22 protein-coding genes and 1 pseudogene are annotated in these 22,919 nt (G+C 74.7%); 2 read left to right on the top strand and 21 right to left on the bottom strand.

The genetic code is table 11. The annotated features are described in order from the left end of the window. Window positions 1-79 precede the first annotated feature (79 nt). Window positions 80-982 carry a 30S ribosomal protein S2 gene (gene rpsB, locus PSD17_RS04530; protein WP_013676788.1) on the bottom strand — a complete coding sequence of 301 codons (903 nt, stop codon included), beginning with the start codon at window positions 980-982 and terminating at the stop codon, window positions 80-82. A 377-nt stretch (window positions 983-1,359) separates the two neighbouring features. On the opposite strand from rpsB, the gene PSD17_RS04525 reads away from it, so the two are divergent. Beyond that, window positions 1,360-2,097: a M23 family metallopeptidase gene (locus PSD17_RS04525; RefSeq protein WP_339121720.1), complete on the top strand. Its 738-nt coding sequence runs from the start codon at window positions 1,360-1,362 to the stop codon at window positions 2,095-2,097. Window positions 2,098-2,104: 7 nt separating this feature from the next. Here PSD17_RS04525 and PSD17_RS04520 read toward each other — a convergent pair whose 3' ends face one another. The 10 genes from PSD17_RS04520 to trmD all read right to left on the bottom strand — a co-directional run bounded on the left by PSD17_RS04520 (window position 2,105) and on the right by trmD (window position 12,401). Next, on the bottom strand, window positions 2,105-3,175 hold the full coding sequence (locus tag PSD17_RS04520; RefSeq protein WP_339121719.1) for a FliA/WhiG family RNA polymerase sigma factor: 1,071 nt from the start codon (window positions 3,173-3,175) through the stop codon (window positions 2,105-2,107). 193 nt (window positions 3,176-3,368) lie between these two features. Beyond that, window positions 3,369-4,301 carry a tyrosine-type recombinase/integrase gene (locus tag PSD17_RS04515; protein ID WP_339121717.1) on the bottom strand — a complete coding sequence of 311 codons (933 nt, stop codon included), beginning with the start codon at window positions 4,299-4,301 and terminating at the stop codon, window positions 3,369-3,371. A 278-nt stretch (window positions 4,302-4,579) separates the two neighbouring features. Further along, window positions 4,580-5,770, bottom strand: coding sequence for a DNA-processing protein DprA (gene dprA, locus PSD17_RS04510; RefSeq protein WP_339121716.1), 1,191 nt, complete (start codon window positions 5,768-5,770; stop codon window positions 4,580-4,582). 554 nt (window positions 5,771-6,324) lie between these two features. Further along, window positions 6,325-7,836: a YifB family Mg chelatase-like AAA ATPase gene (locus PSD17_RS04505; protein ID WP_339121714.1), complete on the bottom strand. Its 1,512-nt coding sequence runs from the start codon at window positions 7,834-7,836 to the stop codon at window positions 6,325-6,327. Further along, complete coding sequence (locus PSD17_RS04500; RefSeq protein ID WP_013676794.1) at window positions 7,836-8,192, bottom strand: YraN family protein; 357 nt, start codon at window positions 8,190-8,192, stop codon at window positions 7,836-7,838. The genes PSD17_RS04505 and PSD17_RS04500 overlap by 1 nt, the downstream gene beginning before the upstream one ends. 163 nt (window positions 8,193-8,355) lie before the next feature. Beyond that, window positions 8,356-8,679, bottom strand: a complete 324-nt coding sequence (locus PSD17_RS04495) for a DUF2469 domain-containing protein (protein WP_013676795.1) — start codon at window positions 8,677-8,679, stop codon at window positions 8,356-8,358. Further along, a complete protein-coding gene (locus PSD17_RS04490; RefSeq protein WP_041762198.1) occupies window positions 8,676-9,425 on the bottom strand; it encodes a ribonuclease HII in 750 nt (249 codons plus the stop codon). The genes PSD17_RS04495 and PSD17_RS04490 overlap by 4 nt, the downstream gene beginning before the upstream one ends. Before the next feature lie 50 nt (window positions 9,426-9,475). After that, the gene (gene lepB, locus PSD17_RS04485; RefSeq protein WP_013676797.1) at window positions 9,476-10,768 is read right to left on the bottom strand and encodes a signal peptidase I; all 1,293 of its coding nucleotides are present in this window, start codon (window positions 10,766-10,768) and stop codon (window positions 9,476-9,478) included. 337 nt (window positions 10,769-11,105) lie between these two features. Next, window positions 11,106-11,465: a 50S ribosomal protein L19 gene (rplS, locus tag PSD17_RS04480; protein WP_013676798.1), complete on the bottom strand. Its 360-nt coding sequence runs from the start codon at window positions 11,463-11,465 to the stop codon at window positions 11,106-11,108. A 150-nt stretch (window positions 11,466-11,615) separates the two neighbouring features. Then, window positions 11,616-12,401 carry a tRNA (guanosine(37)-N1)-methyltransferase TrmD gene (trmD, locus tag PSD17_RS04475; RefSeq protein ID WP_103381066.1) on the bottom strand — a complete coding sequence of 262 codons (786 nt, stop codon included), beginning with the start codon at window positions 12,399-12,401 and terminating at the stop codon, window positions 11,616-11,618. Window positions 12,402-12,482: 81 nt separating this feature from the next. Here trmD and PSD17_RS04470 point away from each other — a divergent pair. Next, window positions 12,483-13,167: pseudogene (locus PSD17_RS04470) on the top strand (MgtC/SapB family protein). Between the two features lie 13 nt (window positions 13,168-13,180). On the opposite strand, the gene PSD17_RS04465 reads toward PSD17_RS04470, so the two are convergent. From PSD17_RS04465 to PSD17_RS04420, 10 genes are all read right to left on the bottom strand, one after another. Then, window positions 13,181-13,750, bottom strand: coding sequence for a Clp protease N-terminal domain-containing protein (locus PSD17_RS04465; protein WP_013676801.1), 570 nt, complete (start codon window positions 13,748-13,750; stop codon window positions 13,181-13,183). Between the two features lie 12 nt (window positions 13,751-13,762). After that, window positions 13,763-13,978, bottom strand: coding sequence for a helix-turn-helix domain-containing protein (locus PSD17_RS04460; RefSeq protein WP_013676802.1), 216 nt, complete (start codon window positions 13,976-13,978; stop codon window positions 13,763-13,765). A 126-nt stretch (window positions 13,979-14,104) separates the two neighbouring features. Next, window positions 14,105-14,770 (bottom strand): ribosome maturation factor RimM, encoded by a 666-nt coding sequence (rimM, locus tag PSD17_RS04455; protein WP_339121710.1) that lies wholly within the window; start codon window positions 14,768-14,770, stop codon window positions 14,105-14,107. Then, complete coding sequence (locus PSD17_RS04450; RefSeq protein ID WP_013676804.1) at window positions 14,727-14,966, bottom strand: RNA-binding protein; 240 nt, start codon at window positions 14,964-14,966, stop codon at window positions 14,727-14,729. The genes rimM and PSD17_RS04450 overlap by 44 nt, the downstream gene beginning before the upstream one ends. Then, window positions 14,963-15,406 carry a 30S ribosomal protein S16 gene (rpsP, locus tag PSD17_RS04445; RefSeq protein ID WP_013676805.1) on the bottom strand — a complete coding sequence of 148 codons (444 nt, stop codon included), beginning with the start codon at window positions 15,404-15,406 and terminating at the stop codon, window positions 14,963-14,965. The genes PSD17_RS04450 and rpsP overlap by 4 nt, the downstream gene beginning before the upstream one ends. A 182-nt stretch (window positions 15,407-15,588) precedes the next feature. Continuing rightward, on the bottom strand, window positions 15,589-16,209 hold the full coding sequence (locus tag PSD17_RS04440; RefSeq protein WP_202946309.1) for a CPBP family intramembrane glutamic endopeptidase: 621 nt from the start codon (window positions 16,207-16,209) through the stop codon (window positions 15,589-15,591). 950 nt (window positions 16,210-17,159) lie between these two features. Then, window positions 17,160-18,260 (bottom strand): amidohydrolase family protein, encoded by a 1,101-nt coding sequence (locus tag PSD17_RS04435; RefSeq protein ID WP_013676807.1) that lies wholly within the window; start codon window positions 18,258-18,260, stop codon window positions 17,160-17,162. Continuing rightward, window positions 18,257-19,786, bottom strand: a complete 1,530-nt coding sequence (ffh, locus tag PSD17_RS04430; protein ID WP_013676808.1) for a signal recognition particle protein — start codon at window positions 19,784-19,786, stop codon at window positions 18,257-18,259. The genes PSD17_RS04435 and ffh overlap by 4 nt, the downstream gene beginning before the upstream one ends. A 361-nt stretch (window positions 19,787-20,147) precedes the next feature. Beyond that, window positions 20,148-20,486, bottom strand: a complete 339-nt coding sequence (locus PSD17_RS04425) for a P-II family nitrogen regulator (protein ID WP_013676810.1) — start codon at window positions 20,484-20,486, stop codon at window positions 20,148-20,150. Further along, window positions 20,483-22,888, bottom strand: coding sequence for a [protein-PII] uridylyltransferase (locus PSD17_RS04420; RefSeq protein ID WP_445260991.1), 2,406 nt, complete (start codon window positions 22,886-22,888; stop codon window positions 20,483-20,485). Before PSD17_RS04420 ends, PSD17_RS04425 begins: the two co-directional genes overlap by 4 nt. Window positions 22,889-22,919: the final 31 nt, after the last annotated feature.

The raw sequence follows: 22,919 nt of genomic DNA, 5'->3' as shown, positions 1-22,919 counted from the left end.
TAGTCGGTTCGTGAAGATCGTGTCCGGGACGGACCGGACCGCGGGTGGACCGGACCCGGCCCACCCGCGGTACGACGGATCAGTTCGCGGACTGGGTCCCGTTGCTGGTGGAGGCCGGCGCAGCCGCGGCGGCGGCGTTCGGGGCGTCGGCGTTGGCGCCGGCGGCCGACAGGCTCGCACCGTCGGAACCGACCTCGCCGCCGTTGGCCAGCAGGTCCTGCTCCCACTCGGGCAGCGGCTCGTCGCTGCCGACCTCGGGCTTGCCCTCGGCGCCGTCGCGGCCACCGCTGCGCGCCGAGCGGGCCATCAGGCCGTCGGCCGCGGCGCGGGCGATCACCTTGGTGAGCAGCGCGGCGGAGCGGATCGCGTCGTCGTTGCCCGGGATCGGGAAGTCGACCTCGTCGGGGTCGCAGTTCGTGTCCAGGATGGAGACGACCGGGATGCCCAGCTTGCGGGCCTCACCGACGGCGATGTGCTCCTTCTTGGTGTCGACGACCCAGACCGCGCTGGGGACCTTCGACATGTCGCGGATGCCGCCGAGGGTCTTCTCCAGCTTGTCCTTCTCACGGGTGAGCATGAGGATCTCCTTCTTGGTGCGACCCTCGAAGCCACCCGTCTGCTCCATCGACTCCAGCTCCTTGAGCCGCTGGAGACGCTTGTGGACGGTCTGGAAGTTGGTGAGCATGCCGCCCAGCCAGCGCTGGTTGACGTACGGCATGTTGACGCGGCCCGCCTCCTCGGCGATGGCCTCCTGCGCCTGCTTCTTCGTCCCGACGAACATGATCGTGCCGCCGTGCGCCACGGTCTCGCGGACGAACTCGTAGGCGCGGTCGATGTACGACAGCGTCTGCTGCAGGTCGATGATGTAGATGCCGTTGCGCTCGGTGAGGATGTAGCGCTTCATCTTCGGGTTCCAGCGGCGGGTCTGGTGCCCGAAGTGCACACCGGAGTCCAGCAGCTGCTTCATGGTGACGACGGCCATCGCCGATGTTCACCTCTCGATCAGGCGCGGCAGGTGCCGCGCTCGCGGTTTCGCGGGTCCACCGGTCGGTGGGACCGCCCTGGCGCCGCGCCGGCGCCGGAAACCCGTCCACCGCACGGCCCACCGCGAGGAGGGCCGTCGGTTCGCGGGACCGCCCGGTGCCGTCCACGCCTGCCGGAGATCACCGGCGAGCGAGGTACGCGAGCGCGCGAAGTCACCTCGGACAGCTCTGAGGTGCAGGTCGAGTGTACGCGGCGGCCCGATCGCGCCTCATCCGGACCGGTCCAGCGCCACTCGGTTGTCCACAACGCGGGCGAGCATCCACAACTTCCCCGTCGCGCCGCCCGCCGCGGGCCGGATTCCCGCAGGCTGGGCGCGTGATCGACCGTCCGCTCGCCGCGTGGCTCGCCGCATGTCTGATCGGGTGTGCCGCGCTGCCGGCCGTCCTCGCGCCGCCTTCCCCCACCCTCGTCGCCGGGAGCCCGGTGTCCGTACCGACGGCGACGGTCCCGGCGGTGCACGACCTCCCCGGCACGACCACCGTCGGCCTCGACGCCCGGCGGCGGACCGCGGACCCGCCGGGGACGGTGCCGGGCGGGCGTCCTCCACACGCGTCGGGCGGGGCGCGGCCGCCGGCCGGGGCAGCGGCTCCGGACGATCCGTCGGCAACTGCTGGGCGGCAGGCGCGCTACGGCTGGCCGCTGCGGCCGGTCCCGCGTATCGGACAGCGGTTCCGGGCGCCGCCGAACCCGTGGTCGCCCGGGCATCGTGGCGTCGACCTCGTGGGCGCGCCCGGCCAGGAGGTGCGCGCGGCCCGCGACGGCGTGGTCGCGTTCGCGGGCCCGCTCACCGGGCGCGGGGTGGTCTCGGTCCTGCACCCCGACGGGTTGCGCACGACCTACGAGCCCGTGACCGCGACGGTCGCGGTCGGCACGGTGGTCTCGCGCGGGGCCGTGCTCGGCACGCTGGAACCGGGCCATCCCGGCTGTCCCGCGACGGCCTGCCTGCACTGGGGCGTGCGCCGCGGGGATGCGGACTACCTCGACCCGCTCGTGCTCGTCGGCCCCGGGCGGGTCCGGCTGCTGCCCGATCCCGGCGACGGGGAACGGCCCTGAGGAGCGCTCAGCTCGCGGCGCGCTCCTCGAGTCGGCCCCGTAGGCGCACGATCATGCGCGCGTGCAGCTGACACACCCGCGACTCCGTGACGCCCAGCAGCCGGCCGATCTCGGCCAGGGTCCGGTTCTCGACGTAGTAGAGCTGGACGACGAGGCGGTCGCGCTCGTCGAGCAGGCGGACGGCGGCGGCGAGCTCGCGGTGGGTCTCCTGCAGCGCGAACACCTCCGCGGGGTCCGGAGCCGACTCGTCGACGACGCTCTCCGCCACCGACGACGCGCTCTCGGCCAGCGCCTCGACGCTCACCAACCGTCGGTGCTGTCCGGCGCGCACGAGCTCGCGCAGCGGCAGGCCGAGCTCCGCGGCGATCTCGCGGCGATCCGGGGCGCGGCCGAGGCGGCGCTCGAGCTGTTCGCGGGTGCGCTCGATCTCGCGGATCCGACTGCGTACGGTCCGCGGCACCCAGTCCTGCGCGCGCAGCTCGTCGAGCATCGCTCCCCGAATACGTTGTGCTGCATAGGTTTCGAAGCGAATCCCGCGGGTCGGGTCGAAGCGGGCGATGGCGTCGAGCAGTCCGAAGACGCCGGCCTGGACGAGGTCGGAGACCTCCACGCTCGCGGGCAGGCCGACGGCCATGCGCGCCGCGACCGCGCGGACCAGCGGCCCGTAGTGCGCGACGAGGAGGTCCCGGACCGTCCTGTCGCGGGGCCCGCCGCGGTCCAGCCACAGCGCGGCGAGCGTGTCGACGGCCGAGGCCACAGTCGGCCCGGCATGCCGCGCCGCGAACAACTCGGCGGACAGCTCGGCGGACGGGTCGAGGTGCGGCTGTGCAGGCGGCTCGATGTGTGGCTCGACCGCCCACCCGACGGGCAACTCGACGGCCGACGCGATGGGCCGCTCGACGACCGGCGCGGCAGCCGACCCGGCGGGCCGCACAGGGGGCCGCTCGACGGGTCTTCCCTCGGACCGCTCGGGCTGCGCGCCGGCAGGCAGCTCGGCGGGCCACTCGGCGGGCGCCGCGACCGCGAGGGCGAGGTTCGGGTCGGTGTCGGTCTCGGACGGTTTCGACAGGTTCGTCACCGAGTCGTTCGCTCCCGGCGTGTCACTGATCGCGACCGGCGGTTGGTCACGCTGCGCAGTCACCGACTGCAGGGCCGCACGGCGCGGAGGAGTCGGCACCGGCGGGGCGAACACGTCTCCGGGCGGGCCGGCCAATGCCGCAACAACGGCGGCGGACAGCGCTGTGAACTGGAGATCCTCTGTCAGGGGCCGCTCATGCCCTGGGGTGCGCCTGGCCATGGACCACCTTCAGCCTGTCGACCGTGACGTGCGTGTAGAGCTGCGTCGTCGACAGCGTAGCGTGACCAAGCAGTTCCTGTACGTAACGAAGGTCGGCGCCGCCGTCGAGGAGATGCGTGGCGGCGGCGTGCCGCAGCCCGTGGGGGCCGATGTCGGGCGCACCGGGTACCGCGGCGACCGCAGCGTGCACCACCGACCGCGCCACCCGGGGGTCGAGGCGTCGGCCGCGGACCCCGAGCAGGAGCGCCGGCGGACCTCCGGGCCGTGCCAGCGCGGGTCTGCCGGCGGCGAGCCACGTCCGCAACGCGCGCTCCGCCGGTACGCCGTAGACGACGGTTCGCTCGCGGTTCCCCTTGCCCAGCACACGGACGGTGCGCGCGCTCTGGTCGACGTCGTCGACGTCGATGCCGCACACCTCGGCCACCCGCACCCCGGTCGCGTACAACAGCTCGAGGAGCAGCTGGTCGCGCAGGGCGACGGGATCACGCTCCGCGGCGCCGGAGGCAGCCGCGTCCATGAGGTCGGCTGCCTGGTCGGCGCGCAGCACCGACGGGAGCCGTCGCTGCGGCCGCGGGGAGTCGAGCCGGGCGCCCGGGTCGGAGTCGAGCAGCCCGGTGCGGTGGGCCCACGCGGTGAACGTGCGGGCGGCCGCCGCGCGCCGGGCGAGAGTGGACCGGCTCGTGCCCGCGGCGTGGGCCTCGGCGAGCCAGGAGCGCAGCAGGCCCAGGTCGAGTACGGCGAGGTCGTCGCCGGGCAGCCGTCCCAGGAGCCCGGCGAGGTCGGACCGGTAGGCGCGAACCGTGTGCGGCGAGCGTCCGCGTTCACGGTCCAGGTGGGCCGTGAACGCGTCGAGGTGCCCGGCCACCGTCGGCGGGAGCTCCGTGCGGTCCGCTCGCTGCGCGCCCATCCGTCCACGGTCATCGGACGACGCCCGGTCGGTCAAGCGCGGCGCGCCGCGGTCGGACGATCGGCCCAGGTGTCCGCCCCCGCCGGCACGCCGCCACGCTCAGGCCCGCCGCCACCCGGGCGAGGTATGCGGGTGCGCACGCCCTGAGTCCCCGCACCGGCCGCCCGGGGTTCCCCGCGCACGACCCGCACGACGGCCGAACCGGTCGCCGTGCGACCGCGAAGCCGGTCGGACGGGGTCGGTCCGCCCGCGACCCACGAGCCCGGTCGGACCCGGCCTCACCGTCGCGGCGTCGCACGCTGCCACAACCCGTCGCGGTACTCGGCGAGGCCCAGCCGTTCGAGATCGATCAGCCCGGCGCGGACGACGTCGAGCGGCAGACCGGCCTCCATCGCGAGCCAGCGCGGATCGCGGGCGGCTCGGGTCGGGAGGGCGTCGTGCACGGCTGCCTGCGCCTTGTCGAGATGGTCGGTGGCCCGGGTCGGCCGCGGGCGGTCGACCGCCAGGTCGATGCCGAGCCGTCCGACGGCCTCGAGGACCTCCTCCGGCCGCGTCACGAGGGTCGCGCCGTGCCGGAGCAGCTCGTGGCAGCCCGCGGACAGCCCGGAGGTCACCGGCCCGGGCACGGCCATGACGACGCGGCCGAGCGCGCGGGCATCGGCCGCCGTGCGCTGGGCGCCGCTGCGCACCCCCGCCTCGACCACGAGCGTTCCGGCTCCGATCCCGGCCAGCAACCGGTTGCGGACCAGGAAGCGGTGCCGCGCAGGCACCGCGCCCGGCGGGTACTCGCTGACGACGAGGCCCGTCGCGGCGATGCGCGCGAGCAGCTCGGAGTGGGCGGCCGGGTAGGCGCGGTCGACCCCGCAGGCCATCACCGCCACCGTCGGGCGCCGGGCCGCGAGCGCACCGCGGTGCGCTGCGGCGTCGATCCCGAACGCGGCCCCGGAGACGACGGTGTACTCGGCCGCGGCCAGCCCCGCCGCGAGGTCCCCGGCGACGTGCACGCCGTAGCCGGTGGCCGCGCGGGCCCCGACGACCGCGACCGCCCGCTCGCTGACCTCGAGCAACGAGGCGGGCCCACGGACCCACAGCGCGAGCGGCGCCGCCAGCTCACGGACGCCTGCGTTGTCGAAGGCGGCGAACGCCCAGTGCGGCCAGTCCGGGTGCTCCGGAGCCAGGAGCCGCGCCCCGAGCGCGGCGGCGGCATCGAGGTCGGCGTCGATCCGGTCGACCGTGCGGCGGGCACCGGTCGCGGCGCGCACCGCGTCGGGGACCGCGCCGCGCCGCACCCGCTCCGCCGCCTCGACCGGCCCCACCTGGGCGACGAAGACACCCAGCGCCGCAGCAGGCGGCTCCGCGACCCGCGAGAGGTAGGCGCGGGCCCGCAGGACCTCCACCGCGACCGCGGGCGCCGCGATCGGGGGCGAGGAGCTCGGCTGGGCAGGGCACGGCTCGGACTCGACCACCACGAAGCGACGACCCGGCTCCTCGGCCCCGGTGACGACGAGTCCTGGCCGCGCCGGAACAGACCGCGCCGCAGCGGCCTGTGTCCCGGCGGCCGGTAGCGGATCGCACCGCGTCTCACGAGCCTGCGTCGCACCAGCCTGCGTCGCACCAGCCTGCGTCGCACCAGCCTGCGTCGCACCGGCCTGCGCCTGAACGCCTTGCGTCTGAGCAGGCTGGTTGTGAACGTGCTGCCTCTGAGAAGGCTGCGTCGAACCGGTCTGCGGCGGAGTAGCCTGCGCCGGATCGACGGGCGCCCGAGCGTCCTGCGTCGAAGCGGTCTTCGTCCGTGCGCCTTGCGGGGGCGCTCCGGCCCGCGTCGGGCCGGCCCACGTCGCGGCAGCCCGCGAAGGGGCGACCAGCGTCGGCCCGCTCGGAACCGCACCACCCCGCACCGGAGCGATCTGCGTCGATGTCTCCTGCTTCTCACCGGCACGCGTCGGCCCACCCTCCGCGTCGGCGTGCGCCGGAGGGGTCGTCCCGGTCGGGGCTGCCATCTCGTTGCGGCGGTCGTCGGCGCTCACGCGGCTCTCCGATCGCGGAAGTAGAGCGCGGTCTCGACGGTCTGCCGGTCGGGCCGGTCGAGCCCCGCGAGGTCCGCGACGGTCCAGGACACACGCAGCGCGCGGTCGGCCCCGCGCGCGGTGAGCTCGCCCGCGCGCAGGCCGGCCTCCAGCGGTCGGAGCGCGTCACGCGACAGCGCGAACCGCGACCGTAGGACCGGCCCGGGAACCTCGGCGTTGGTGCGCCAGCCGTGCGCGGCCCAGCGTTCGGTGGCGGCGGCACGCGCCGCCAGCACCCTCGCCCGGACCATGGCCGTGCTCTCCCCCTGCTCACCGCTGGTCAGGGCCGTGACGGGATGCATCCGGCAGCGCAGGTCGACGCGGTCGAGCAGCGGGCCCGACAGCCTGCCGAGGTAACGCCGCCGCACCAGCGAGGTGCAGACGCAGTCGCGGTCGTGCGCCGGGGCGCACGGGCACGGATTGGCGGCGAGGACGAGCTGGAACCGGGCCGGGTAGGTCACGGTGCCCTCGGCCCGGGAGAGCCTGACCTCGCCCTCCTCGAGGGGCGTGCGCAGCGACTCGAGCAGCCGCGGTCCGAACTCGGCGCACTCGTCGAGGAACAACACCCCTCGGTGCGCGAGCGAGACCGCTCCGGGGCGGGCGACCCCGCTGCCGCCGCCGACGAGCGCGGCCGCCGACGTCGAGTGGTGGGGGGCGACGAACGGGGGGACGGTGCTGAGCAGCCCGTCGGCGGGCAACCGGCCCGCGACGGAGCGGATCGCGGCGAGCGCGAGCGCGTCGTCGGGCGGAAGGTCGGGGAGCAGGCCGACGATCCGCTGCGCGAGCATCGTCTTGCCCGTGCCGGGTGGCCCGACCATCAGGAGGTGGTGTCCGCCTGCGGCGGCGACCTCGAGCGCGTGCCGGGCGTCGGACTGCCCGACGACGTCGGCCAGGTCGGGCGGCGACGGCGGCGCGCCGGCCTCGCCGACCGCGTCCGGAGCCGTCAGCGGCGTCCCCTCGACGAGGAACTCCACGACCTGGGCGAGCGAGCCGGCGCCGTGCACCTCCAGCCCCGCCACCAGCGACGCCTCGGCGAGCGCCGCGACCGGCACGACGACGCGCCGCAGCCCGGCCGTCCGGGCGGCCAGCAGACAGGGCAGGACGCCCCGGATCGCGCGCAGGCGCCCGTCGAGTGCGAGCTCCCCGAGCAGTGCCGTGCGGTGCAACGCACCCTGCGGGATCGTCCCCGAGGCCGCCAACACGGCGCACGCGAGGGCCAGATCGAAGCCGGAGCCGGCCTTGCGCAGCGTCGCGGGTGAGAGGGCGAGCACGATCCGCTCGTTCGGCCAGTGCCGCCCGGAGTTGACGACGGCCGCCCGGACCCGGTCGCGCGACTCGTGCAGGGCCGCGTCGGGCAGCCCGACGAGGTGGATCCCCGGCAGCCCGCCGCCGATCGCGGCCTCGATCTCGACGACCGTGCCGTCGACACCCTGCAGCGCGACCGACCACGACCGCGCGAGCCCGCCCACTAGAACGCCTCGCGGTAGTGCTGGATCGTGGCCGGCCGGCCCGGCTCGATCACGATGGCCAGCACGTCGAACCGCACGGCGCACCACGGCAACCCGTGCGCGGCGAGCCACGCCTGCGTGACCCGCCGGATCCGGGCGATCTTGCGGTCGGTCACCGCCTCGGCGGGCTCGCCGAAGGCCGTTCCCGAACGCGTCTTGACCTCGCAGACCACCAGGCCCGCCGAGCCGGTCGCGATGATGTCGAGCTCGCCCTCGCGGCACCGCCAGTTGCGGTCCAGCACAACGAGACCCTGCTTCTCGAGGTACTCGGCCGCGACGTCCTCACCGCGGCGGCCCAGCACGTCCTTCGCTGCCATGCCGACAACGATCGGGCCTCGCCGCGGGCCGCAGGGCCCGTCGCGACGATCTGTGGACGACCCCGCCGCATGTGGACAACCGGCCCGGTTCCGTCGCGGAGCACCCGGAACCGTCGGCGTGCCGTGGTAGGCGGGTGTCCCTAGCCGCGCTGCCCGGACGGGTTCACGAGCCGAACGGGCCGTCGTCGGGCAGGCGCAGGTCGGGCTTGTCGAGCTCCTCGATGTTGACGTCCTTGAACGTCAGCACCCGGACGTTCTTGACGAACCGCGCCGGCCGGTACATGTCCCACACCCAGGCGTCGGACATGCGGACCTCGAAGTAGATCTCGCCGTCGGCGTTGCGCGGCGCGACGTCGACCGAGTTGGCCAGGTAGAAGCGCCGTTCGGTCTCCACGACGTAGGAGAACTGGGCGACGATGTCGCGGTACTCCTTGTAGAGCGTGAGCTCCATCTCGGTCTCGTACTTCTCGAGATCCTCGGCGCTCACGACGCAACCCCTCCCCCGGCGGCCACCACCGGGTCTTCCGACGGCGTGCTGGCCCCATTGTGGACCAGCACCGGTTCGCCTCTCGCAGCGGCGGCCGCTCCCGCGACGTTCACGAACGAGTAGCGGTGTTCCGCGCTCGGACCGTGGGCCGCGAGCGCGGCGTCGTGCACCGGCGTGCAGTAGCCCTTGTGCACGGCGAAACCGTACTGCGGCAGCCGCTCGTCGAGCTCGACCATGATCCGGTCCCTGGTCACCTTGGCCAGTACCGATGCCGCCGCGACGCACGCAGCGACCAGGTCGCCCTTGGGGACGGCCAGCGCGGGCGCACCGAAGCCGCGGACCGGGAAGCCGTCGGTCAGCACGTAGCCCGGACGCTGCGCGAGCCCGGCGACGGCGCGGCGCATCCCCTCGATGTTGGCGGCGTGCACGCCGCGGCGGTCGATCTCCCGCGGCGGGATGACGACGACCGACAGGTCCACGGCACGACGGGTGAGGAGCTCGAAGTACTCCTCGCGCGCCGCGGCGGTGAGCAGCTTGGAGTCGGTGAGGCCGGCGAGGCGCTGCGCGTCGCCGGGGCGCAGCACGCACGCCGCGACGACGAGCGGCCCGGCGCACGCGCCGCGACCGGCCTCGTCGACCCCCGCGACGGGACCCAGGCCGTGCCGGTGCAGCGTGCTCTGCAACGTCCAGTTGCCCGCGGAGCGCCGCACGACGGCCCGCTCCGGACGCCAGCCGTCGGCGGTCAGCGACGTCGAGGGGACGCGGCGACGGCCACGGCGGACGGGTGCCGCCACCGTCAGCGCCGCCGCAGCCGCCGGCGGCGGCGCGGGGACGGGAGGAACTCGTCGAGCTCGTCGGCCAGCCGGTTGCGCCACCGTCTGCCCGCGGCCAGCGGCAACGTGCCGACGAGGCCGAGGGCGAGCGGCGCGCCACCGCCCGCGCCCATCCCGACGGGTTCGGGCGACTGCGGGTCGGGCGAGGAGATCCAGCCGAACCGGTTGATCGGGAGGACCTTGAGCCGGGCCTTCCCGATGACGTTGGCGACCGGGACCGGACCGTGCCCGGTCGCGCGGGAGTCCGACGAGTTGTTGCGGCTGTCGCCCATCATCCACAGCTCGCCGTCGGGCACCGTGACCGGCCCGAACGGCACCTGCCGGGCCGGGCCGGCCTCGGGCAGGTAGTAGATGTAGGGCTCGTCGAGGGGCTTGCCGTTGACCATGACGCGGTTGCGGGAGTCGCAGCAGGAGACCGTCTGGCCACCGGTGGCGATCACCCGCTTGACGAAGTCCTTCTCGTCGGGCGGCGCGAGCCCGATCAGTGAGCCGACCTGCTGCAGGCCGCGGACGAACGCGCTGCTGGGCACGGTGACCTGCTCGGTGCCCCAGCTGTCCGGGCCGCGGAAGACGACGACGTCGCCGGGCTCCGGGTCGGAGAACCGGTAGGTGATCTTGTCGACGAGTACGCGGTCGTTGTTGCAGCCGGTGCAGCCGTGCAGCGTGGTCTCCATCGAACCCGAGGGGATGACGTAGACCTTCGCGAGGAAGGTCTGGATCAGGAACGTCAGCAGCAGGGCGACGAGGATGAGGAGCGGCAGCTCCTTCCAGAACGACGTGCGGCGCCGGCGCCCGGACTTCGGCTTGCTCCCCTTCGGCCCGGCCTTCTCGTCGGCGAACGACGAGACCGGACGGCCGTCGGGCGACTCGCCCGCGCGCCGCCGGTGCCGCCCGGGCACCGCCGACGTCTCGGCCTCGGCGTCGCGCGCGGAGCCGCGCCCGCGGGTCGACGGCCGGTCGGCCGGGCGCTCGGTGGCGCGTTCGGGGCCACGGCCGCCGGTGCGGTCGGCAGCCTGCTCGTCCGGGCGCCGTGGCCGCCGTCGGGGCTCGGGCTCCGGCTCGTCCTCGTCGTCGGCCACCTCGTCGGTGACCACCTCGTCGATGACGTCGGTCTCGTCGGCGGCCAGCGGATCGTCGCGCAGGACAGGGCGCGGAGGCGGCCCCGGCGGGCGGGCGTCGGGGCGGCGGGGAGGCTGCAGCGGGCCGCCCTGGGGACGACCGTTGCCCTGCGGCGGGCCGACGGGCCGACGGGGCACCCCGTCGTACGGTTCGGGCCCTCGCCGTGGCGGCCGGCCGTCGGGGGCGCCCGGCCCCTGACCGGGGGGAACGCGGTCCGCACCCGGAGGAGGTCCGGGACGGTGCGCGGCGGGCGCGGGCGGTCCGACGTGGCGACCGTTGCCGTAGGGCGGCGTCCACCGAGGGTCGCCGACAGGAGCACGGCCGTCGCCGGGAGGCGGAGGCGGCGGATTCGCCGGTCCGTACCGTCGGGGCTGGGCCCGCCGGTCGTCGGGGAGCTCGGGAAGCGCCACGCCCACGAGGCTACGTCACCGCCTGATCACCTGAGGGTGAGGTCGTGTCCACCACAGGGTGAGGTCACGACGCGTTCGGGGTCTCCCGCTTCTCCTTGATCTTCGCGGCCTTGCCGCGCAGGTCACGGAGGTAGTACAGCTTCGCCCGGCGGACATCCCCGCGGGTGAAGACCTCGATGCGGTCGAGGTTCGGGGAGTGCACCGGGAAGGTGCGCTCGACGCCGACGCCGAAGGAGACCTTGCGGACCGTGAAGGTCTCGCGGGCGCCCTCGCCGTGCCGGCGGATGACGACGCCCTGGAAGATCTGGACACGGGAGCGCGAGCCCTCGATGACCTTCACGTGCACCTTGAGCGTGTCGCCCGGCCGGAAGGCGGGGATGTCGGAACGCAGGTTCTGTGCGTCCAGTTCGTCAAGGGTGTTCATCGCGCAGGTCCGTCCTCGTCTGATTGCGGTCATGCAGGGGCGCCGCTCCACGCGACTGGGCTGGCGCCGGGCTGCCCCGACGCACGGGCCGGGGGCTGGCAACTCATCCATAGTGCCAGACGCCCTCGGCGCGGGTGAAACCGGTGGTCGTCAGGAGGGGTCCGGCGCACCGGCCTGCGGGCCGGCGACGCCGGCCGGCAACGCCTCCAGCAGCGCGCGGTCGGCCTCGTCGAGCGCATCGGGGGGCAGGGCGGCGATCAGGTCCGGCCGCCGCTCGACCGTGCGCTCGAGCGCCCGGTCGCGCCGCCAGCGGGCGATCGCGCCGTGGTTGCCGCTGCGGAGCACCTCGGGGACGGCGTGCCCGCGCCAGACCTCGGGACGGGTGTACGCCGGTCCCTCGAGCAGCCCGTCGGAGAACGAGTCCTCCGCGGCCGACCGTGGGTTGCCCAGGACCCCGGGCAGCAGCCGCGCCACCGCCTCGACGACGACGAGCACCGCCACCTCGCCCCCGACCAGGACGTAGTCGCCGATGCTGATCTCGTCGACCGGCATCGACGCCGCGTAGTGGTCGACGACCCGCTGGTCGATGCCCTCGTAGCGACCACATGCGAAGACCAGCCGCTCCTGCGCGGCGTAGGCGTGCGCCGCGGCCTGGGTGAACGGGCGCCCGGCAGGGGTGGGCACGACGAGCCGGGCGGGCCGCGGGTCGGCGGCGAGCACGTCGTCGAGCGCCTCGCCCCACACGTGCGGGCGCATGACCATGCCGGGGCCGCCGCCGTAGGGCGCGTCGTCGACGGCCTGGTGCACGTCGTGGGTCCAGTCGCGCAGGTCGTGCACCGCGATGTCGAGCAGCCCGGTCCCGACGGCCCGGCCCAGCAGCGCCTCGCGCAGAGGCGCAAGGTAGCCCGGGAAGATGGTCACCACGTCGATCCGCACCGCCGGGATCCTTCCATCCCGCCCGATGCCGGACAGGAGGAGCCCGTGTCCGCGTTCTGGTCGACCGCAACGCAATGGGAGATGCTGCTGCCGCTCCTGCTGGCCACGGCGCTGACGACCGTGATCGGTCTGGAGCGCGAGGCGGGGGCCAAGAGCGCCGGCCTGCGCACGCACACCCTCGTCGGGGTCGGCTCGGCCGTGTTCATTGCTGGTGTCGAAGTACGGCTTCTTCGACATGCTGGGCGCCGACCACGTGGCGCTCGACCCGTCACGGATCGCGGCGCAGATCGTCTCCGGGATCGGCTTCATCGGCGGCGGGCTGATCTTCGTGCGCAAGGACGCCGTCAGGGGGCTCACGACGGCCGCCACCGTGTGGCTGGCCGCTGCCGTCGGCATGGCCTGCGGGGCGGGCCTGCCCGTGCTCGCGCTCGCCGCGACGGCCGGGCACTTCCTCGTCACCCGCGGGTTCCCGCCGCTGGCGCGCGCGACCCACCGCCGCAGGCGCGAGCCGCCGACCCTGCGGTTGAGCTACACCGACGGCCGCGGCGTCCTGCGCACCGTGCTCACCGTCTGCACCGAGCGCGGCTTCACGGTGCAGGGACTCGAGATCGACCGCGAGTCCGTCACCGACGACGGGCAGCGGGTCGCCGCGGTGACCCTGAACCTGGCCGGCCGGGGCGACCTCACCGCGCTCGCCGGTGACGTGGCGGAGATGGCGGGCGTGCGCAGCACCGCGACCGGCCGCGACGAGGCACCCGACGAGTGACGCGGGCAGCACGTCAGCCGCTCGCCTCGCCCGTCCCGGCGTCGGCGACCGCGACGCGCATGTCGTCGAGGGTGATGCCGCGGTGGACGAGGATGTCGTGGGCGGCACCCGTGCCGGAGTGCAGCAGGGCGAGCAGCAGGTGTTCGGTCCCGATGTGGCCGTGCTTGAGCCGGAGCGCCTCACGCAGCGAGAGCTCCATCACCTTCTTCGCCGTCGCGTGGAACGGGATGTGGCCGGTGCGGCGGCCGCGTTCCCTACGACCGGCCCGCGTGCGTTCGAGGGCCCCGGGACCGAACGCCTCCTCGGCCTGACGGCGGACCTCGTCGAGGTCGATGCCCAGCGTGGCGAGCGCGTCCGCGTCCACGACCGCGCCCGCGTCGGACCGCAGGGCGCTGACGTCGGCGACCACCTCCGCCCGGTCGACACCGCGCTCGGCCAGCAGGCGCAGCGCGATCGAGTCGGGCACGGAGTAGAGGCCCAGCAGCAGGTGCTCGGTCCGGATGGAACTCGCCCTCCGCTCGCGGGCCTCCTCCTGGGCGACGACGACCGCCCGCCGCGCGCCGCCGGTGAACCGTTCGAACACGTCCGTCTCCCTTCAGTACCCGTAGCGGCGGTACTTCTTGTGCACCGCCTGCTTGCTGACCTGCAGGACCTCGGCGATCTGCTGCCACGACCACCCCTGGTCGCGGGCGTTGCGCACCTGCAGCTCCTCGAGGGACTCGAGCAGCCCCCGCAGGGAGGCCACCGCCACCAACCCGACGGCCGGGTCCCGGCTGGACGCCGCCGCCGCGACACTCGTCGCATCCGTCATGTCGTCAACCTACGTTGACGACAGACGTCCTGTCAACCTTGGTTGACGAAGCACGCACGAAGAAGGGCCCGTCCGGCTGGACGGGCCCTGTCACTTCCGGGCTCGGCGCTGCTCGCGCGGCGGCGCTCAGTCGTCGAGCAGGCCCTCGGGCGGGTCGAGCACGACGCGGCCGCCGTCCAGGTCGACGACCGGCACGATCGCCGTCACGAACGGGACGAGCGCGTCGGGCCGGGGCGGGCGGGCCAGGACGAGCAGCTCGCCACCCGGGCCGTGCGCGATCTCACGCACCGTGCCGACGACGCTGCCGTCGGCCAGCTCCGCACGCAGGCCCTCGAGCTGGTGGACGTGGAACTCCTCCGGATCGGCCGGCGGTGGCAGGGCGGCCGCGTCGACGAGCAGCCTGATGCCCCGCAACGCCTCGGCGGCCTCACGGTCGGACGCCTGCGCGAAGCGCACGAGCAGCCGGCCGGAATGCGGCCGCGAGGTCTCGACGGTCAGCACCCGCGGGGGCCCTGAGGAACCCGGGGCTGAGGAACCCGGGGCTGAGGAACCCGGGCCCGACGAACGCGGGGCCGACGAACCCGCCGGAAGCACGACGAGCTCGGCGCCGGGGGCGAACCGCTCCTCGGGGGAGTCGGTCCGCACCTCGACGACGAGCTCGCCACGAAGCCCGTGCGGCCGGACTATCACGCCGACCAGCAGCAGGGACGTGCTCGATCCGTTCGGCCCGGTGCTGCTCGACGCAGCGCTACCGGTCGGTGTCGACGACATCGACCCGCACGCCCCGGCCACCGATCCCGCCCATGACGGTGCGCAGCGCGGTGGCGGTGCGGCCACCGCGGCCGATCACCTTCCCGAGGTCCTCGGGGTGCACCCGGACCTCGAGGGTGCGGCCGCGCCGGTTCGTCACCAGGTCCACGCGCACGTCGTCCGGGTGGTCGACGATGCCGCGGACGAGGTGCTCGAGAGCGTCGGCCAGGACGCTCACGACTCGGTCGACTCAGCCTCGGCCGCGTCGGCCTCCTCGGCCTTCGCGCGCTTGTCGGACTTCTTCCGCGGCGTGGTGGCCTCGGTCGTCGGCTCCTCGCCCGCGGCCGCGAGGGCGGCCTGGAACAGCGCGAGCTTGTCGGGCTTCTCGGCCTGCGGCTTGAGCGTGCCCTCGGTGCCGGGCAGACCCTTGAACTTCTGCCAGTCGCCGGTGATCTCGAGCAGGTGCTGGACCGACTCGGTCGGCTGCGCGCCGACACCCAGCCAGTACTGCGCACGCTCGGAGTCGATCTCGATCAGGCTCGGCTCGTTCTTCGGGTGGTACTTGCCGATCGTCTCGATCGCCCGCCCGCTACGCCGGGTGCGGGCATCGGCGACGACGACGCGGTAGTACGGCTGACGGATCTTTCCCAGCCTCATCAGCTTGATCTTGACGGCCACGCTTCCAACTACTCCTCGCGGATCGGTGCTGCTGCAGTGAGTCCGCGCGGCTCGCGTGGGGTACGGGCTGCGCTTCACTCGAGGTCTCAGGCCGCGACACGGATGAGAGGGCCGGTCACGGAACCGACTGGTCATTCTGCCAGATGACCCGGCGCAGGCCGAACCCGAGGCCGCCCGGGCCGTCAGGTGGTGCCCGGGAGCGTCCCCAGCAGTGAGAGCGCGAGGGCGAGCGCGGGCAGCAGGTTGTTGATCTGGTGCGCGACGATGCTCGCCGTGATGGTGCCGGTCACGGCCCTGGCGAGCCCGATCGGGATCGCGACGACGAGCAGCAGCGGCGTGCGGGTGAACTCGAAGTGCGCCAGCGCGAAGATGATCGTCGTGAGCGCGAAGGCGAGCCACCGGTTCGCGCCGTGCTTCTCCGTCGCACCCCACAGCAGTCCGCGGTAGACGATCTCCTCGCAGATCGGCCCGACGAGCGCCACGAGCAGGAACACCAGGACGGCCTGCGCGGGCGTCGCGCGGAGGTGCTCGAACACGTCGCCGACCGCCGAGTTGGCGTTCTCCGCCCCGACGATCGCGATGTAGACCAGGGACGCGGGCACCGTGAGCAACAGGCCGCCGATGCCGAACAGCGCACCGATCCCGACGTCGCGCCACGACCACCGCAGCGCCAGGTCGATCTTCGGGCCGTTGCCGCGGACCTTCGTGGCGACGATCGCGACGGTGGCCGAGCAGATCGTCGGGACGCCGAGCAGGACCGCGAGGGTGCCGACGCCCGGCGCCGTCCCCGCCGTGATCAGCACTGCGCCGAGCAGGGCCGAGACCCCGAGGAAGACGGCCTCGGCAAGGAGGTAGGCGGGAAAACCCCAGCGGTGGGGTGCCCGGGGTGGCGGACCGCTCGCGACGGCCGGCGCCCCGCCGTGGGGACCCGGCGGATACGGGGGTGGGCCGGGGTGCGGCCCCCAGGGCCCGCCCGGCCGCCCCGGGAACGGCTGTCCCGGCGACCCCTGTCCCAACCGCTGTCCCGACGACGGCCGGCCCGGCGGCGGACCGCCCCGGTACGGCGGCGGTGCGCCGGGGAACGGTCCCACGGGTGGCGGGCCGATCACGCCCGGCCCGGGGCGCGGCGGCTCGGCCCGACCGGGCTGGACGGGACCGGGATCCGCCGGGGCGGAGTGGGGATCGGCCGCCGACGGCTCCCCCGCGGACGAGGGCTGTGGCGGCGTCGGGTCGGGCGCGGGCGCCGCGTGCTCGTGGTCGCTGTCCGTCGGGACCGACGGGCCGGACCCCGCGGCGGCGTTGCCGCCGGATACCGGGACGCCGGGCGCAGAGACACCGGACAGCGGGACGCCGGGCACGGGGGCTCCGGGCTCAGCGAATCCGGGCTCGGCGACTCCGGGCTCGGCGACTCCGGGCTCGGCGACTCCGGGCTCAGGGACTCCGGGCTCAGGGACTCCGGGCTCAGGGACTCCGGGCTCGGCGACTCCGGACACGGGAACGCCGGACACGGGAACGCCAGCAGATAACCGGACGTCGGGTGCCTGGACGTCGGATACCGGGACATCCGGCGCGGGAACCTCGGGTGCCGGGACGTCGACCGGGACGTCGGGTACCGGGACGTCGGGTACCGGGACGTCCGGCACGCGCGTCGGGTCGCCCTCCGGTGATCGCACACGACGACGCTACCTGCGTGCGCCCCACCGGGTCGGCCGCCCGACCCCGATGCCCGATTGCTCCCCGTGCGCGTGCCGGCTCAGGCCGCGGCGTACACCACGCGTCCGCGCAGCATGATCAGCGCGGGCTCCCGGACGGTGCCGAGGTCGGCGCGCGGATCGGCGCGGTAGACGACGAGGTCGGCGGGCGCGCCGGGGGTCAGCCCGGGGCGTCCCAACCACTCGCGGGCGGCCCAGGAGGCCGCGCCCAGCGGGTCGGGATGTCCGGCGGCGGCGAGCGCGGCGATCTCGTCGGCGATGCGGCCGTGCCGGATGCCGCCGCCCGCGTCGGTGCCCGCGAAGACGGGCACCCCTGCCTCCGCGGCGCGGCGCACGACGTCGGCCGCGGTGCGGTGCAGGTCGCGCATGTGTGCCGCGTACGCCGGGTACCGGGAGGCGCGGTCGGCGATCGACGGGAACGTGTCGACGTTGATCAGCGTCGGCACCAGCGCGGTCCCCCGGCGGGCCATCTCGTCGATCAGCTCGTCGGTGAGACCGGTGCCGTGCTCGATGCAGTCGATCCCCGCGCCGATCAGCCCGGGCAGGGCCGTGGTGCCGAAGACGTGCGCGGTGACCCTGGCGCCCGCGTCGTGCGCGACACGGATGGCCTCGGCGAGCACGTCGTCGGGCCAGAGCGGGGCGAGGTCGCCCTCGGCTCGGTCGATCCAGTCGCCGACGAGCTTGACCCAGCCGTCGCCCGCCGCGGCCTGCTCGGCGACCGCCTCGGGCAGCAGCGCGGGATCGTCGAGGTCGACCGAGACCCCCGAGATGTAGCGCTTCGGCCTGGCCAGGTGGCGGGCGGCCCGGATGATCTCGGGCAGGTCGACGCGGGCCTGCAGCGGCGTGGTGTCGACCGGCGAGCCGCAGTCGCGGATCAGCAGCGTGCCGTGGTCGCGGTCGGTGGTCGCCTGGGCGGCGGCCTCGTCGAGCGTCGTGGCGCCCTCGGCGTCGAGCCCGACGTGGCAGTGCGCGTCGACGAGGCCGGGCAGGATCCACCCGCCGTCGACCAGCGTCTCCGCCCCGGCCGAGCCCTCCTCGACGATCCGGCCGTCGCCACCGACGAGGATCTCGCCGGTCTCGCCGTCGGGCAGCAGCACACCCCGCAGCCGGTAGCCGGCGGCGGGCACCCCTGCGGCCGTCACGGCTTCTTCTTGCCGAAGTTCAGCTTCGACGGGTCGAACCCGGGCGGCAGCTGGTCGAGTCCACCGAGCCCGGGCGGCAGCTGCTGCAGGCTCGACGGCAGCTGCGACATGTCCGGCATCCCGACGGGCCGGCGAGCCTGCGTCGGGCCCTTGCGGCCCTTGGCGTTCTTCTTGCCCTTGCGGGTCTTCGACTGCCGGCGGCCACCGCCGCCGAAGCCGAACTGGCCCGCCATCGCCTTCATCTGCTTGCGGGCTTCGAAGAACCGGTTGACCAGGTCGTTCACGTCGCTCACGGTGACGCCCGAGCCGTTGGCGATCCGGAGCCGCCGGGACCCGTTGATGATCTTCGGGTTCTCCCGCTCGGCCGGGGTCATACCGCGGATGATCGCCTGCAGCTTGTCGAGCTGCTTGTCGTCGACCTGGGCCAGCGCCTCCTTCATCTGCGCCGAGTTGGCGCCGGGGAGCATGCCCAGGATGTTGCCGATCGGCCCCATCTTGCGGATCGCGAGCATCTGGTCGAGGAAGTCCTCGAGGGTGAGCTCGCCGCTGCCGATCTTGTCGGCGGTCGCCTGCGCCTTCTCGGCGTCGAAGACCTGCTCGGCCTGCTCGATGAGGGTCAGCAGGTCGCCCATCCCAAGGATGCGCGAGGCCATCCGGTCGGGGTGGAAGACGTCGAAGTCCTCGAGCTTCTCGCCGTTGGACGCGAAGAGGATCGGCTGCCCGGTGACCTCGCGGACCGACAGCGCGGCACCACCGCGGGCGTCGCCGTCGAGCTTCGTGAGCACGACGCCGCTGAAGCCGACGCCGTCGCGGAACGCCTCGGCGGTCGCGACGGCGTCCTGACCGATCATCGCGTCGACGACGAACAGCGTCTCGTCGGGGCGGACCGCGTCGCGGATGTCGGAGGCCTGCTGCATGAGCTCGGCGTCGACACCCAGCCGGCCCGCGGTGTCGACGATGACGATGTCGTACATCTTGTCGCGGGCGTGCGCGACGCCCCGGCGGGCGACGTCGACCGGGTCGCCCACACCGTTGCCGGGCTCGGGCGCGAACGTGGTGACGCCCGCGCGCTCGCCGACGATCTGCAGCTGGTTGACGGCATTGGGGCGCTGCAGGTCGCAGGCCACGAGCAGCGGCGTGTGGCCCTGCCCCTTGAGCCAGCGGGCGAGCTTGCCCGCGAGCGTCGTCTTACCCGAACCCTGCAGACCCGCGAGCATGATGACGCTCGGCGGCTCCTTGGCCAGCGCGATCCGCCGGGTCTCGCCGCCGAGGACCGCGATGAGCTCCTCGTTGACGATCTTGACGACCTGCTGCGCCGGGTTCAGCGCCTGGGACACCTCCGCGCCCTTGGCGCGCTCCTTGATCCGGGCGATGAACGCGCGCACGACCGGTAGCGCGACGTCCGCCTCGAGCAGGGCGATGCGAATCTCGCGGGCGGTGGCGTCGATGTCGGCCTCGGAGAGCCGGCCCTTGCCACGGAGACCGGCGAGCGCCGTACCGAGTCGATCGGAGAGGGTGTCGAACACCCCTCCGAGCCTACTTGGGCCCGGCAGCGGGCGTCGTGTCCACCCGCAGGCCACGCCCGGTGTCGGTGCGGTCGGGCACCCGGACCGACGCCCAACCGTCGTCGACCTCGCCGCGGCGCAGCCGTCCGGCCGGCCCGTCGGCGGGCCGCGACGTGCCGGTCGAACGCCTCGGGCCGCACCGTCCGGCCGCAGGCGTGCTGGCCGCGCAGCGCCTGGGTGGGCTCGGCGTCCCGCTCCGTCCACTCGTTCCGTGAGTCACGACCCCGCGCGCAGCGGGGGCCGTGCCGGGGGTCGTGGCGGGGTCGTGAGCGGCGATGGTCGTTCTGGCACAGGTCGCACCGGCGACCATCGGCGCTCACGGTCAGACGGCGTCGGGGCCCCGCTCGCCGGTCCGCACGCGCACCACCGTCTCGACGCGCGTCACCCAGATCTTGCCGTCGCCGATCTTGCCCGTCCGCGCGCCCGCCACCACGGCGTCGATCACGCGGTCGGCGAACTCGTCGTCGACCAGCACCTCGATGCGCAGCTTGGGGACGAAGTCGACGGAGTACTCCGCGCCGCGGTAGACCTCCGTGTGGCCCTTCTGCCGGCCGAAGCCCTGGGCCTCGGAGACCGTCATGCCGAGCACGCCCGCCCGCTCGAGCTGCGCCTGGACGTCGGCGAGCTGGAACGGCTTGACGATCGCGGTCACGAGCATCATCGGGGGCCCTCCGGGGACGGTCGGGCCGCGGCGGTGCCCGCCGCGGTCAGTACCGCATGCTCCACGGCGGTGCGCAGCGGCGTGGGGAGGGCCCCACCCGGGCCGGGCCCCGACACCCCGAAGGAGTCGACGACCGACGCGCCGAGCGTCGAGACGCGGGCCCAGCGCAGGTCCAGCCCGCACTCCTGCTCCAGCGCCGCGGCGACGCGGTGCAGCAGCCCGATCCGGTCGGTCCCGCGCAGCTCCAGTACCACGACACCGGACGACTCGTCGTCGAACCAGAGCACCCGCGGGGGCGCCGACGACTCCGCATCCGGGTTGGCCGGGGCGTAGTCACGTTCCTTGCGCGCCAACGCGTCGGGCAACGACAGCGCGCCCGACGCGACGCGCGCGAGATCGCTGCGGACCAACGCCGGGTCGGGCATCCCGCCGAACCGCGGGGACACGGTGAACTCGTGCACGACGACCTCGCCCGCCTCGCCGTCCACCGAGTGGATCTCGGCGGCGTGCACCTCCAGCGAGTGCAGCGCGAGCACCCCGGCGGCCGCGGCGAGGGTGCCGGGTCCGTGCGGCATCGCGACCACGACCGACGCGGGCTTGTCGCCGCTGATGCTGACGTGCGGTTTCCCGTCGTCGCGGGTCGCCGCGGCCAGCGCGAGTCCCTCCTCGCCCAGCGCCCCCGGCCGCGGCAGCGGCTCCCCCGCCATCAGCGCACGGGCCCGGACGGTGAGATCGCCGACGAGCCGCTGCTTCCACGGGCTCCACACGCCCGGTCCGGTGGCCAGCGAGTCGGCCTCGGCCAGCGCGGCGAGCAGGTCGAGCAGCAGCGGGCTCCCGCCGAGGGTCTCGACGACGCGTTCGATCGTCGCGGGGTCGTCGAGGTCGCGACGCGTCGCGGTGTGCGGCAGCAGGAGGTGGTGGCGGACCATCTCCCCCACCACCTCGACGTCGGCCTCCGGCAGCCCGAGCCGGTGCCCGACCTGCCGCGCCAGCGAGGCCCCGACGACGGAGTGGTCGGCACCGCGGCCCTTGCCGATGTCGTGCAGCAGGGACCCCACGAGCAGCAGGTCGGGGCGGGCGACGCGCGTCGTCAGGCGGGCGGCGTGCGCGCAGGCCTCGACCAGGTGCCGGTCGACGGTCCAGACGTGCGCCCGGTCGCGCGGCGGCAGGTCGCGCACGGCGCCCCACTCCGGGAAGAGCCGTCCCCACAGCCCGGTGCGGTCCATCGCCTCGACGACGTCGACCATCCCGCGGCCCGACCCCAGCAGCGACAGCAGCTCGCCGACCGCCTCCCGCGGCCACGGCTCGCGCAGCTCGGGCGCGGTCTCCGACAGCCGGTGCAACGTCGACGCGGCGACCGGTAGGCCGGTCCGCGCGGCCGTCGCGGCCACCCGCAGCACCAGCGCGGGGTCGCGCGCCGCGCTGGCGTCGCGGGCCAGCGCGACCTCGCCGAGGTGCTCGACGACGCCCGAGTCCAACGGACGGCGCACCGGCGGTCGGCGCAGCGCCGCGAGCCCCCGCCTCGGCAGTGCCGCCCGCGCCGAGCGCAGACCGACCTCGGCGGAGAACGCCACGGCCCGCGCGGCCCCGGACAGGGCCCTGGCCAGGTCGAACCGGTCGCCCAGGTCCAGCACGCTCGCGACCTCGTCGGCGTCCTGGGCGCGCAGCACGTCACGCGCGCGGCCCGCGAGGCGGTGCAGCTCGGTGCGGACGTCGAGCAGCAGCAGCCGCGCCGCGACGACGTCGGCCGCGGGCCGGTCGAGCAGCTGGGCGGCGGCGAGCGCGTCGACGAGCTGGATGTCGCGCAGCCCGCCGTGCCCGTTCTTCAGGTCCGGCTCGACGCGGTGCGCGACCTCGCCGTTGCGCCGCCAGCGCTCGGTGGCGCCGTCGGCGATCTCGTCGAAGCGGCCGCGGATGCCCGACCGCCAGGCGTTGCGCACCGCGGTCCGCACCGTGTCGGTGAGTCCCGGATCGCCGGCGATGTGCCGTAGCTCCAGCAGGCCGAAGGCGGCCCGCAGGTCGGTGGCCGCGACCTGGACGGCCTGGCCGGGAGTGCGCACCGAGTGGTCGAGGCCGATCCCGGCGTCCCACAGCGGGTACCAGATCTGCTCGGCCAGCCGATCGACGCCCGTGCGGGCCTCGTGCAGCAGGACGAGGTCGAGATCGGAGTACGGGGCGAGCTCACGGCGGCCCAGTGCCCCCACCGCGGCGAGCGCGATCCCCGATCCGGCGCCGCCGATGCCGATGGCCGCGGCGCGGCCCGCAAGCCAGAAGTCGTGCAGGTCGACCAGCGCGGTGCGCAGCGCCTCGGGCGCCAGCCGCCGTCTCCCGTCGACCGGGTCGAGCAGCACCGCCCGCGCCTTGACCAGGTCCTCCGCCGACGTGGACCCTGCCGTCACCACTGCGCGCCCCCCGAGGCGTCGTCCTGCCCGT

This window comes from Pseudonocardia sp. D17, from assembly GCF_036984265.1.
GTDB lineage: Bacteria > Actinomycetota > Actinomycetes > Mycobacteriales > Pseudonocardiaceae > Pseudonocardia > Pseudonocardia benzenivorans.
This window is presented reverse-complemented; position numbering and strand designations above follow the sequence as displayed.